Source organism: Clostridium sp. (assembly GCF_051656525.1).
Classification (GTDB): Bacteria; Bacillota; Clostridia; order Clostridiales; family Clostridiaceae; genus Clostridium.
In genome coordinates this window covers 1-12,480 of the sequence record NZ_JBOGCC010000408.1, presented here as the reverse complement: position 1 = coordinate 12,480, position 12,480 = coordinate 1, and the positions used below count along the sequence as shown (strand labels likewise).

13 protein-coding genes and 1 pseudogene are annotated in these 12,480 nt (G+C 27.2%); 2 read left to right on the top strand and 12 right to left on the bottom strand.

All coding sequences use genetic code 11. From position 1 onward, the window contains the following. The 8 genes and pseudogenes from ACRDDY_RS19670 to ACRDDY_RS19635 all read right to left on the bottom strand — a co-directional run. A pseudogene (locus tag ACRDDY_RS19670) lies at window positions 1-163 on the bottom strand (NAD(P)/FAD-dependent oxidoreductase); the annotation flags it as partial. Window positions 164-346: 183 nt separating this feature from the next. After that, complete coding sequence (locus ACRDDY_RS19665) at window positions 347-1,267, bottom strand: TraB/GumN family protein (protein WP_438566602.1); 921 nt, start codon at window positions 1,265-1,267, stop codon at window positions 347-349. An 11-nt stretch (window positions 1,268-1,278) separates the two neighbouring features. Then, entirely contained in the window at window positions 1,279-2,184 is a 906-nt protein-coding gene (locus ACRDDY_RS19660) for a hypothetical protein (RefSeq protein WP_438566601.1), read from the bottom strand. A gap of 11 nt (window positions 2,185-2,195) precedes the next feature. Further along, window positions 2,196-2,897, bottom strand: a complete 702-nt coding sequence (locus ACRDDY_RS19655; RefSeq protein ID WP_438566600.1) for a hypothetical protein — start codon at window positions 2,895-2,897, stop codon at window positions 2,196-2,198. Between the two features lie 6 nt (window positions 2,898-2,903). After that, on the bottom strand, window positions 2,904-3,602 hold the full coding sequence (locus ACRDDY_RS19650) for an ABC transporter ATP-binding protein (RefSeq protein ID WP_438566599.1): 699 nt from the start codon (window positions 3,600-3,602) through the stop codon (window positions 2,904-2,906). Between the two features lie 2 nt (window positions 3,603-3,604). Continuing rightward, the gene (locus tag ACRDDY_RS19645; RefSeq protein ID WP_438566598.1) at window positions 3,605-3,967 is read right to left on the bottom strand and encodes a GntR family transcriptional regulator; all 363 of its coding nucleotides are present in this window, start codon (window positions 3,965-3,967) and stop codon (window positions 3,605-3,607) included. 195 nt (window positions 3,968-4,162) lie between these two features. After that, window positions 4,163-4,708: a class I SAM-dependent methyltransferase gene (locus tag ACRDDY_RS19640; RefSeq protein ID WP_438566597.1), complete on the bottom strand. Its 546-nt coding sequence runs from the start codon at window positions 4,706-4,708 to the stop codon at window positions 4,163-4,165. Window positions 4,709-4,782: 74 nt separating this feature from the next. Further along, window positions 4,783-6,114, bottom strand: coding sequence for an MATE family efflux transporter (locus ACRDDY_RS19635; RefSeq protein ID WP_438566596.1), 1,332 nt, complete (start codon window positions 6,112-6,114; stop codon window positions 4,783-4,785). An 83-nt stretch (window positions 6,115-6,197) separates the two neighbouring features. Here ACRDDY_RS19635 and ACRDDY_RS19630 point away from each other — a divergent pair, with 83 nt between their 5' ends. Then, window positions 6,198-7,016, top strand: coding sequence for a MerR family transcriptional regulator (locus tag ACRDDY_RS19630; RefSeq protein WP_438566595.1), 819 nt, complete (start codon window positions 6,198-6,200; stop codon window positions 7,014-7,016). 26 nt (window positions 7,017-7,042) lie between these two features. Here ACRDDY_RS19630 and ACRDDY_RS19625 read toward each other — a convergent pair whose 3' ends face one another. After that, window positions 7,043-7,345, bottom strand: coding sequence for a hypothetical protein (locus ACRDDY_RS19625; RefSeq protein WP_438566594.1), 303 nt, complete (start codon window positions 7,343-7,345; stop codon window positions 7,043-7,045). A gap of 158 nt (window positions 7,346-7,503) precedes the next feature. On the opposite strand from ACRDDY_RS19625, the gene ACRDDY_RS19620 reads away from it, so the two are divergent. Further along, complete coding sequence (locus ACRDDY_RS19620) at window positions 7,504-8,268, top strand: acyl-[acyl-carrier-protein] thioesterase (protein WP_438566593.1); 765 nt, start codon at window positions 7,504-7,506, stop codon at window positions 8,266-8,268. Between the two features lie 256 nt (window positions 8,269-8,524). Here ACRDDY_RS19620 and ACRDDY_RS19615 read toward each other — a convergent pair whose 3' ends face one another. From ACRDDY_RS19615 to ACRDDY_RS19605, 3 genes are all read right to left on the bottom strand, one after another. Further along, window positions 8,525-9,901 carry an MATE family efflux transporter gene (locus tag ACRDDY_RS19615; protein ID WP_438566592.1) on the bottom strand — a complete coding sequence of 459 codons (1,377 nt, stop codon included), beginning with the start codon at window positions 9,899-9,901 and terminating at the stop codon, window positions 8,525-8,527. 114 nt (window positions 9,902-10,015) lie between these two features. Continuing rightward, window positions 10,016-11,014 (bottom strand): LacI family DNA-binding transcriptional regulator, encoded by a 999-nt coding sequence (locus ACRDDY_RS19610; RefSeq protein ID WP_438566591.1) that lies wholly within the window; start codon window positions 11,012-11,014, stop codon window positions 10,016-10,018. Window positions 11,015-11,217: 203 nt separating this feature from the next. Beyond that, window positions 11,218-12,480: DUF5915 domain-containing protein (locus tag ACRDDY_RS19605; RefSeq protein ID WP_438566590.1), on the bottom strand; the 1,263-nt coding region annotated here is incomplete at its 5' end.

Here is a 12,480-nt window from a genome sequence, read left to right as displayed (position 1 = left end):
ACTTCTTAGCCACATTTGTTATCTTCTCTAAATCCTCAATCTTAACAAATCCTCCTGGAATATGTGGAGTTATTCCAAAAGTTCTCTTTCCATCACGAATCTTCTGTAAATTTCCATGATGTGTTCCACTCACCATATTCGGTACACCTAAACCATTCTCCATCTATATCTTTCCTTTCCATTTATCATCTATTTTAATTATAACTTCCTCATTTTATTCTTTTATTATACCATCACTACTTAGAATACATTGTAACTAACGTTACAATATACAACTCTTCTCTCTTAATTTTTCCCTCTTAACTAAAAAAAGAATTACCTTTTACAAAGTAATTCTTTTTCATTCCTAAGATATTTTCTTTATCTCATATCCCTTATCTTCTAACATTTTAATTATGCTATCATCTCCAAAGAAGTGTAGTGTACCAACTGCTACAACATAACTTTCTTTTTCTTTCATATAGCCTTCTATTTTTTCTACCATTCCTTTATTTCTATCTACTATAAGTGCTTTATATGTCTCTTTGTCTTCCTTTTGCATATCAATAGCTTCATTCATAGTTTTTTCTTCACCATTTTTATAAGCTTCCATAAGGCCTTTAGCATATTCAACATCTTCTTTAACAATCTCATCAAAAGAACCTTCAGTATAAGTATCTAAAGTTTGAATTAATGCTTCATCTCCTAAAATACCATCTAATAAATCCCCTTGAAACTCTAATGTTTCTACTTGTGTTACTTTTTTACCATCTTTATTGTATTTTTCAATTAATTGATCATCAAAAGTTGCCATTGTTAACTCTGCTTTTTTATAAATAGCCTCACTTATAAGCTGACTTACTCCGAATGATTTAAATACTTTTACTTGATTGTAGTCTATTTTTGCATCTTCACATAATGCTTTTAATGCCTTTATTTGCTTCTCATTTAAATTTGATTCTATACTTTTTCCTTCTGGCTGTACCATTCTAGTTGCAAAAGCTAATAACTCTGCCTCTGTTGGATTTACTTCAACTGATAATACATCTGTCTTTTCAATTATTTTATTTACTCCCTCTGAAAAATAATCATATTTAGTATCTATCGGATGCATTGTTCCTATTAAATAAATACTTTTTCCATCCTTAGTTGCCTCCCATTGATATCCTTTTGCTATAGCTTTTTGCTCTTTAACTTCTTCCTTCTTATCTGCACCACACCCAATAAATGCTCCAAGTACAAACATTGTACTCATTGCAAGACTCAAAACTCTTTTAACCTTCTTCATATTTTCTCCCCCTATGAAATTTTCTCTATCATATTCTCTATTTCTACATCAGGTAAAAATTCCCTTCTTTCTTCAATAGTCTCTTTCTTTATTTTCTTTATAGTGTTTTGACCTATCTTTAATTTAGATTTTATCTTTCCTGTATCTCCACCATTTTCATTTATTATTTTTTCTCCTATCTTTATAGTTCCACTACATTTAGGATTTCCATTTAAATATTCTATTAGATTTTCCCCTATTTTATTCTCTACTTCTATTTCTCCATTAGCATTTTCTACTATAACTCTAGTACTCCCCATTTCTTGGTTTGTTTTAATATCTTTCCCTTCAGCTATAAATAAATCTATTGCTCCAGCTTTAACACTAGCATTTAATTTATTCACTTTAAAAAGTTCCTTATTTAAAATTCCACCAATTCCAATACTAATATTTCCTTCATTAATGCTTACTTCATCTAAACTAACAAAGCCAACTCCAATTTTAATATCAATATTTTTATTAAAATCTTTAGGCAACTCTATATTTATAATAGTACCTAAATCATCATTAGATAAATGTGCAATATCATCAAAACTTTCTCCCACTATACTATAGGTATCATTTATTTCTAATATTTTTTTTTCAAATTTTGTATCTAGAAATTCCTTATCTCCTATTATATTTACTACAACCTTATCCCCTTTACTTTCACTAAAAGTAACTATTCCACTTTTCATCTTTATATTTATTTTATCTATACTATCTTTTTCTTCATTCATTGAAAAAGCTATTTCTTTGTTACTTTCTTCTACTTTTATTAATGTAGTTTTTATATCATAATTTCTTTCACTATAATCCATTTTTCCAAACTTAACACTACACCCTGTTAAGCCTAGCATCATAGTAAGTCCTAATATTACCCCTAATTTCTTTACCATATATTTCACCTCTAATTAAAATCAATTCCTTTTTCTAATGATTTTTCACCTACAATATAAGCTCCAATTATAATTATTAAACTAAGTATTATATATACTATCCCTATCCTGATTCCAATAATCTCTACATAATAATAATGTGGAATAATTTTATGAATAACTCCATTTATCACTTCACTTACTATCTCTATCCCAATAAGGACTCCTATAGTTCCTAAAATACTTACTCCATATCCTCTTATATATCTTTTTACTCCTATAAATATACATATCATTTTTAGATAAAAGACAACTCCTAAAATATAAGCTACACCTACTCCTAATAACGTAAATTCAACAAAATAAACTAAATCTAAAAAACCTTCATATGCAATATTCACTAATAAAACTTGTGAAAAGAATACTATAACTATTGGGACTGCAACTAATGTATATTCAATCACTTTTGCTATTATATATTCATGACTTTTTATTGGTGTTGAAAATAATAATGCATTTTCCTTTGATAGTCTTCTTGTAAATTTAAAGAATGAAACTATTGGTATAATCATCAATACCATCATTACAAAAAAGAAATTTAAAAATAAAACTATTCCATTTCCAACTAAACTTGTAGCTAAGGCTAAAAGTAATATATAAATAAAAAATATTACTCCTCCCACAATTCTATTTTTCTTAAAACCATGTTTTAATATATTTATTATATTTTTCATACCCTTTTACCCCTTAAATATTTCTTTATAAGAACCTTCTATAGATGTTCCATATTTTTCTCTTATATTATCTGCATAATCACTTTCTACAACTTTTCCATTCTTTATAAATAAAACCTTATCTAAAAGTCTTTCAAGCTCTCCAACATAATGAGTAGTAATTATCATAGATGCACCCTCTATCATATTTTCAATTATTGCATTTACAATCTGATCACGTGATAATATATCTACTCCTGAAATTGGCTCATCTAAAATATATAATTTAGCCTTTCTTCCAAAAACAAGACTTAAAGAAACCTTCTCAAGCATTCCTTTTGATAAATTTCTAAGTTTCTCATTTCCTTCTATATTCATAAACTTTAAAAGCTTTCTTGTTCTTTCTTCATCAAAATCCTCAAAAAAGTCTTTATAAAATCTAATTGTATCTTCAATCTTCATCCAATCATAAAATTGATTGCTGTCTCTTAAATAAGACACCATCTTTTTTGTCTCTTCAGATACATTTATTCCATTCACTAAAATTTCTCCTGAATCTGCCTTTAAAAGACCTCCTATTATATTTAAAAGAGTTGTCTTTCCATTTCCATTTGGTCCTAAAATTCCTAGGATATTTCCTTTTTCTAAATTAAATGAAATACCATCTAAAACTTTTTTTCTTCCAAAGCTTTTCTCAATATCTATAACCTCTAATATATTCTCCATTTTTATATCTCCTCATAAAAATTATTATATGCTTTAATAATCTCTTCCCTTGTAAACCCTAATTCCTTCGTATCTTTAATAAATTTCTTTATAATCTCTTTAGACATATTCATTCTAACTTTACTTATAACCTCTTTATCACTTGTAACAAATTTTCCTATACCTCTTTTTGTGTAAATAAGATTCTCTCCCTCAAGCTCTGCATAAACTCTTTGTATTGTATTTGGATTAACCTTAAGTTCTGTTGCAAGCTCCCTTACTGATAATAATTTATAATCCTTCTTATATTCTTCTGAAACAATTTTCTTTTCTAAAAAATTTTTTATTTGAATATAGATTGGCTCATTAGTATTAAACTCTAACACTATTTCACCTCCTTGTATTACTGTATTACTTGTATAATACAGTAATTCATACTTTATTCACAATTTCATTTTTCCTTATTTTGTCATTTTATATTTATAACCCTTCTATTTTCTAACTTTTCCTTATTTTTACTTAATATATCTTTTTTTCTAAATAAAAAAATCAGTAAGATTCTAATTCCTACTGATTTTTTACTATTTACATTCTAAAACATACGCTGGTGGTATATTTCTTATTGTTTTTCTTGTTTGTATATCATTAAAATACTTTTTAAATAAGTCGATTTTCACTAATGAATATTGGAATGTTATAAATCTTCCACTATCGCTTAATAAGTCTTCTGTTTCTTCTAAAATTTTAGTTGAAATTTCTTTTGGTAAAACCGTAAATGGTAATCCTGATACTATATAAGAAACTTCTTTTACATTATATTTTTCTAAATATTTTCTTATATTTTCAGCACCATCATTGATTATTTTTACATTTTCTTTATGCCCATAAAGATTTACTATTTTATCATAGAACTCTTTATTTACTTCAAATATTAAAAGAAGCGTGCCCTCTTTTTTTCTAGCTATAAGCTTTTCTGTAAATACTCCTGTCCCTGGTCCATACTCTACTAGACATTTACAGTTTTCAAAATCAATTGTTTCTACCATTTTTTCTGCTAAGTATTTACTACTAGGTGCCACAGCCCCCACTGTTCCTGGCATCTTAAAAAATTCTTTAACAAATTTCATATTTTCATTAACCCCTTTACCATATTATGTCTTTATTATCTCATATAATCTACATATCACAACTTATTATTTTCTTAATTTTTCTTAATTTTTACTAATACATCATTTCTTTTATAAAAATACATTGAAAAAATTACTGTTAAAACTTCTGATACTGTTATAGTTACAAAGATACCTGAAGAACCCATAATACCTGGTAAAATGCTAATTCCTATAACTACAAATATTAATGATCTTAAAATTGAGATTATAGCTGATACTTTTCCATTTCCAATTGACGTAAAGTATCCTGACATAAAAATATTAAATCCAATTATTAAAAATCCAAATGAAAATATTTTTAATCCTTCTGTTGCTATATTAAAGACATGTATATCCTCAGTAAAAATACCCACAATAAATTCTCTTCCTAAAAAAGAAATCATAAATATAATTACTGCACTTATTATAATTGTTAGAAAACTAAATTTTAAAGTTTTTCTTATCTTCTCAAACCTTCTAGCTCCTAAATTATAACTTATAACAGGTGCTACACCTACTGCTACACCGAAATATGCTGCTATAAAAAAGTAATAAATATAGATTATTATAGACATGGCTGCTACACCATTTTCACCATGAAATGTTAGAATAGCTTGATTAAATAAAAATGTAGTGATTCCTGTTGATAATTCAGTTAACATTTCCGAACTTCCATTGTAACAAGAATACCCTAATGCTTTAAAATCCATTCTAAACTTAACAAATTTTAAATTAGAATTTCTGCTTAAAAAATATTTCAGTCCTACAAATGTTGAGACTATAATTGCAAAGAATGTTCCAAGAGCTGCTCCTAATATCCCCATTTTAAAAACCACTATAAATAGAAAATCTAATATCACATTAAATATTAGTCCAATAGTAGACATCTTTAAAGCTACCTGTGGGTTTCCATCTATCCTAGCATAATACTCAATATATAACTTAAGCATCATTGGAATAGTCATCAAAATAGTTACTCTTCCATAAGTTTTTGCATAAGGATATAAAATTTCTGTTGTTCCTAAAAACTTTAATATTTCCTCTAAAAATATTGTTCCTAAAAAAGTTAGACTAACTGCAATAACTATTAAAACTGCAGATGTAAAAGAAAATAATTCACTTGCTTCTTTCTTCTCTTTTTTACCAAGCTTCATTCCAACTAAAGCCCCCGAACCCGTTGCTAGCATAACTGCTACTCCAAAAACTACCCCTGTTATTGGCAATACAATATTTATTCCTGCAAGTGCATTTGAACTAACAAACCTTGATACAAAGAATCCATCAATTGTTGCATAAAAGGAGAGAAATATCATAGTTACTATTGACGGTAATATAAACCTTATAAAACCTGAATATCCTTCCTCTTTTTTTAAAATTCCTTCCATAATTACTACCCCCTAAATTCTTGACTAATTTTACTATAAAGGATATAGTTACTATACTGTCAAGGCGTATTTAGGGGGTAAAAATGGTCGTAAAATTTACAGTAGGGGAATTTGCAAAACTTAATAACTTAAAAAAACAAACTCTTATTTATTATGACAATATTGGACTTTTTAAGCCTAATATTATAGATAAGAACAATGGGTATAGATATTATACATCTGATCAACTTGAACTTTTAGATAATATCTTAATTTTAAGAGAAATTGGAATTTCAATTCAAGATATTAAATCTTTTTTAGATAATAGAGATTCTGATAAAACTCTTCATTTGCTTAAAGAACAGAGGCTTAAACTAAAGACTCAAGCACAAACTATAAATAAATTTATTAAAAAGATTGATGCTAAAATTTCAACTCTAGAAATAATTGATTCAATCGATGACAATGTTTCTTTTATTAAAATGGACAAAGAGTATTTAGCTACAGAAACTGTAAAGTCTCCAAATGATTTTCTTCAAGCAGATATAGCTATAAAAAAACTTTTTAAAAATATAGATGAGCTAGGTCATTATTACACATATCAAATTGGTGTAATAATTTCTAAAGATTCTCTTTTAAAAGGTGATTTCACAAACTCACAATATGTATTTCTTCCACTTTCTAAAAAAGAAAATGAAGTAAATACTCATACTAAAGAAAAAGGGCTTTATGCAGTTATTTATCACAAAGGAACTTATGATGAAGTTGGAACTTCTTATAAAAAACTATTAAATAAAATAGATGAATATGGTTTTATACCTATTAGTGGCTCATATGAATATTCTATCTTAGATAGCTTAACATCAAGAACTAAAAATGATTATATAACTAAAATAGCAATTAAAGTAGAGAAAAAGCTATAAGCAAATTTTGCTTATAGCTTTAATTTTTATAATCCACAATCTATTTCATCTTCTGGAATATAAACGTTACAATCAAATAATTCATTTAAAAAGTCTGGAATTAAAAATTTAGTATACTTCTCTTTAAGTTCTTCTTTTGTTTTAATATTATTATCTCTTAATATTATTTTTCCTTCTCTCACACATCCATCTATTGATGCCTTAAACTCCTTTGCCTTATCTGAATGAACTGTTTCTCCATTTGAAAATAAAAACTCTCTTAAATCTACTAAAGAATCTCTAAAATTATTATGTAATTCTTCTAATCTAATCATTTCTTCTGCTGTCATTTTCCTTCTCCTCCTTAAAGTATCCTATATATTGATGATACAAGATTAATCTTCAAAAATAAACATTTAATTTATTATACTTTTCTGTTAATAATCTAATTTATATGTTTTTTTGTTATAATATTTAAAGTAACTATATATAACAAAGGAGAAATTAAATGAGTAAACCATTTTTTAAAGATTATAAAATCAATATTTATGATGTTGATTCAAGACACTACTGCAAATTTTCAACATTAGCTAGCTATCTATGGGATGTTGTTATAACACAGTCTGATGCCTTAGGCGAAACAACTGAAGGTTTTGTTATGGACAATTCTTCAGTATGGGTGTTGCTTAAATACGATATAAATATCTATAAATATCCTAAATTTAATGATATTGTTTCAGTTTCAACAGAAGTTATTGGAACTAGAAAATTCTATGGATATAGACATTACACTATAAAATCTTCTTCAGGTGAACTTTTAGGAGAAGCAAACTCTATTGCAATCTTAATTGACTTTAAAAGAAGAAGACCTATGAAAATAACAGATGAGCAGCTAGCTGTTTATGGATTAAAAGAAGATTTAGAAAATCCACCTGTTTTAGATGATTTAAAAGAAATTGAAAATATTGATTATTCAAATGAATTCCTTATGACTTATAGTGATACAGACTCTAATAATCATGTTAATAATGTAAGATATATGGAAATGGCAGTAAATACATTACCAACAGATATAATAAATAATTATGATATTTCTAATATTAAAGTTTTATTTAAAAAAGAAACTAGCCATGGTCATACAGTTCATGTTTCTAGTGAAGTTATAAACACATCTGAAAATACTATAACTACACTTCATTCAATATCAGAAGAAAAACTTCTTACTAAGTTAGAATTATCTTGGATTTTATCAAAAGAGAAGAACATATTCTAAAAAGATAGAGTTAAACTTAACTCTATCTTTGATTTTTTTCTATTTTACACCAAAAAAATTGAAATGCTATATGTAACATTTCAATTTTGTAAGATTATTGAAACCTTAATCAATATGTTCTTTTCCATCTTTAGCTTAAAATTAAATCATAGATTAACAAAGCTTAGGAGGAAACAAACATGAAAAATATATTATTAACTTCAAAAGAAATTTTAAAGGTATTTTTTGCTTATTATACAAATAGTGAAAAATGTTTTTAAAGACTAACCCCTACAATTTTTACTTCTTTATTTTTAGTGACCTTTAATTCTTTCATTGACTTATAGAATAATATTGCTGTTATAATTGCTGATAAACCATCACTTATAGCACCAGCAACCCAAATTCCATTTAGCCCCATATATCTTGGTAATATAAGCATTAATGGAATTAACAATATAACTTGTCTTAAAAGACTTAAGAACATCGATATTTTAGCTTTTCCCACTGATTGAAAATAATTTGAGCTAATGATTTGGAATCCTATAACTGGTATTACTGCTAAATAGATTCTTAATCCATTTTTAGATATTTCTAAAAGTTCCTTATCATCATTAAATATCTTTATTAAAAATTCTGGTGCAAATTGAACTACAAGCCAACCTATTGTAACAAGTATGGTTGCTACTACTACACCATAAAAAACCGTCTCTTTAACTCTCTTATATTTTTTAGCACCATAATTATATCCTATTATTGGCTGCGAACCTTGATTCAGTCCAAATATAGGTGTTAAAAATATCATTCCAATACTTTGAACTATTGTCATTGCACCAATTGCTAAATCACCACCATAATGCTTTAGTGAATTATTTGCTATAACTTGTACAATACAAGCTGCAAGCTGCATACTACAAGGACTTATTCCTATTGAAAATATACTTAATACAATCTTTCTTTCAAGTCTAAAGTTTTCTTTCTTTAATTTTATATTGCTTTTTCCTTTAGTAAAATAATATAAAATCCAAACTGTTGCAACAATTTGTGATATTACAGTTGCAATTGCAGCACCTCTAACACCTAAGTTTAATCCAAATATTAATATAGGATCTAACACTATATTAATAACTGCACCTATAAGCATTGAAAGCATTGCTATTTTAGGACTTCCATCACTTCTTATTGAATGATTTAATCCAAAACTCATCATACTAACAATAGTTCCAACAAATATAATTTGCATATATTGTTTAGCATAAATTTCTGTTTCTACCCCTGCACCAAAAGCCTTTAATATAGGTTCCATAAACACTATTCCTAAAACTGTAAGCAATATACTAAATATTATTATTAATATAAAAGCATTTCCTAAATGCTTTTCTGCTACCTTTTCATTATGTTTTCCTAAATATAATGAAATTCTAGCTGCCGTTCCAACTCCTACAAGCATTCCAAATGCCAGTATAATAGTCATAATAGGCATAGTTATTCCAACACCTGTTATTGCAAGCTTTCCAACATCAGGAATATTCCCAATATACATCCTATCAATAATATTATATAAAGTATTTACAAGCATCCCTACAATAGCAGGCACTGAAAAGCTAATTAAAAGCTTTCTTATGCTTTCTTTCCCTAATTTATTTTCTTCCACTCCCCTTATCCCCCTTTTTTAATCTACCAATTCATTTTAACAAATTATTAATATTTTTTCTAATTTTTGAACATAAAAAAAGAACTACTAAAATTTTAGTAGTTCTAATACTTTTTACTTAACACTATTTCTTTCTATTATATTATGAGGTAATATAAAGTTTGCTTCTTCAAGTTCTTGCTTATTTAAAAGTTTTATAAGCATTCTCATTGCAACTGAACCCATATCATAACTCGGTTGTCCTACAGTCGTTAATTTTGGATAGAACATTTCTCCAACGTAGTTATTATTAAATCCTAATACACTTACATCTTCCGGAACACATATTCCACTATCTCTAAGCCCATTTATAACTCCCATTGCCAGTTCGTCAGTAGCACATACTACAGCATCTATCTTTTTACCTGATTCAATAAACTGCTTCGCTGCTTTTATTCCCGATTTAGATTTTAAGTTTGATAAATATACTAAATCTTCTTCAAAACTTAGATTAGCCTCTTTTAATGCTTTTTTATACCCTATGTATCTATCATTCCATGCATTTCTTTCATCTTTTTCTGCTCCAACAAAAGCTATGTTTTTGAACCCTTTATCTAACAAGTACTTAGTTCCATCATATCCTGCCATAACATTATCTATTGTTACACTTGGTAGTTTCTTTTCTTTATCTTCTGTTTCAACTAAAATAGTTGTAATATCTAGTTCATTTATTAAATCAAGTATTTCATCTTGAAGTGAACTACTCATATAAATAACACCATCAACCATTTTTTCTTTTAAAACTCTTAAATACTCCTTTTCTTTTTCAATGTCAAAATCTGAGTTTCCTAAAATTATATTGTAATCATATATATTAGAAACATCTTCTGCTCCTCTTACAATCTCAGGATAAAATTGACTTGATATATCTGGTATAAGAATCCCTATTGTTTTAGTTCTTTGAGTTTTTAAACTTCTTGCTACTATATTAGGCCTATATCCTAATTTTTTTATTGCATCTAATACTTTTTTCTTAGTATCTTCGTTTACAACATCAATGTCATTTAATACTCTTGATACTGTTGCTATCGAAACTCCTGCTTCTTTAGCAACATCTTTTATAGATGTAGCCATAAACATTACCTCCTATACGTCCATTAATCCATTTATTATACTTACCATTAACTCTTAATGCAAGTTTCAATATTTATTTTTAACAAAAGAATATTTTCACCTATGAAAACATTCTCTTTATTCTATTATATATTGAAATTTCTGTGAATGATAGTTTTTTATAAAAATTTAGAGGTCTTAAAATTAAGGCCTCTAAAACATATCTATTTTACAACTTTAACATTAATTTTTAATATTTCACCATTTATAGTTACTTCTGTGTACTCAGATCTTTCTCCATAAATAACTTTTTTAGTTAAAGTTTCCTTCATAATTGTGTCTTGGAATTTCTTAATTACATTTAATAACATATCATTATCTGCAACAAATAATTCTATATTATCTGCAACTTCAAATCCTTTTTCTTTTCTCATGTTTTGGATTTTTGAAATTATTTCTCTTACATACCCTTCTTCTTTTAACTCTTCAGTTATATGAGTATCAAGAACAACTCCTGTATCTCCTTCACCTGCAAAAGCAAACCCTTCAAGCCCTTGCATTGTTACAAGTAAGCTTTGAGCATTTAATTCAATTTCAGTTCCATCAACATTTATAACTTCAACTCCACCATTTTGAATTTTTTGTGCTAATTCCATTTGGTTTCTAGAAGCTATCTCTTTTTTGATTCCAGGTATTAACTTACCATATGCTCTTCCAAGTACAGGTAAATTAGGCTTAATTTCAAAGTTAACATATTTAGAAAGATCTGCTCCAAACTCAATTTCTTTAATGTTTAACTCATTTGCAATTATATCTCCATAGTACTCTGGTAAAGAAGTTGTTGATACAAGTATCTTAGAAAGTGGCTGTCTATTCTTAACATTAGCTCCATTTCTAGCACTTCTTCCAAGTTTAACTATTGTATAAGCTAAATCCATTTCCTTTTCTAATTCTTTATCAATTGCTTTTTCATCAACTTGTGGCCATGAACATAAGTGAATACTTTCAGTTGCATTCTTATCCATATTAACTACTAAGTTTTGATAAATTTCTTCTGTTATGAATGGAACAAATGGTGCTGCAACTTTTGATAATGTTACAAGAACTTTATTTAATGTTACATAAGCTCCAATCTTATCATCAGTTAATTCTGATGACCAGAATCTTGATCTATTTCTTCTTACATACCAGTTTGATAATTCATCAGTAAACTCTTCTATAGCTAATGCTGAGTTTGTGATTGAGTAATTATCTAATCCATTTTCAACAGTTTCAATTAATGTATTTAATTTTGATAAAATCCATTTATCCATTACATTTTCTGATACGAAATCAGCATAATCATTAGGATTAAACTTATCTAAATCTGCATATAAAACATAGAATGAATATACATTCCATAAAGTTCCTAAGAACTTTCTTCCTGCTTCTGCAACATCATCAATTGAGAATCTTGTTGGAAGCCATGGAGCACTTGCAGTATAGAA

What these genes read in the sequence shown, in the direction of transcription:
- ACRDDY_RS19620 (WP_438566593.1), top strand. Translation starts at nt 7,504, where the DNA reads ATGAGTAAACCATTTTTTAAAGATTATAAAATCAATATTTATGATGTT.
- ACRDDY_RS19655 (WP_438566600.1), bottom strand. Translation starts at nt 2,897, where the DNA reads ATGAAAAATATAATAAATATATTAAAACATGGTTTTAAGAAAAATAGA.
- ACRDDY_RS19625 (WP_438566594.1), bottom strand. Translation starts at nt 7,345, where the DNA reads ATGACAGCAGAAGAAATGATTAGATTAGAAGAATTACATAATAATTTT.
- ACRDDY_RS19610 (WP_438566591.1), bottom strand. Translation starts at nt 11,014, where the DNA reads ATGGCTACATCTATAAAAGATGTTGCTAAAGAAGCAGGAGTTTCGATA.
- ACRDDY_RS19640 (WP_438566597.1), bottom strand. Translation starts at nt 4,708, where the DNA reads ATGAAATTTGTTAAAGAATTTTTTAAGATGCCAGGAACAGTGGGGGCT.
- ACRDDY_RS19635 (WP_438566596.1), bottom strand. Translation starts at nt 6,114, where the DNA reads ATGGAAGGAATTTTAAAAAAAGAGGAAGGATATTCAGGTTTTATAAGG.
- ACRDDY_RS19630 (WP_438566595.1), top strand. Translation starts at nt 6,198, where the DNA reads ATGGTCGTAAAATTTACAGTAGGGGAATTTGCAAAACTTAATAACTTA.
- ACRDDY_RS19665 (WP_438566602.1), bottom strand. Translation starts at nt 1,267, where the DNA reads ATGAAGAAGGTTAAAAGAGTTTTGAGTCTTGCAATGAGTACAATGTTT.
- ACRDDY_RS19660 (WP_438566601.1), bottom strand. Translation starts at nt 2,184, where the DNA reads ATGGTAAAGAAATTAGGGGTAATATTAGGACTTACTATGATGCTAGGC.
- ACRDDY_RS19650 (WP_438566599.1), bottom strand. Translation starts at nt 3,602, where the DNA reads ATGGAGAATATATTAGAGGTTATAGATATTGAGAAAAGCTTTGGAAGA.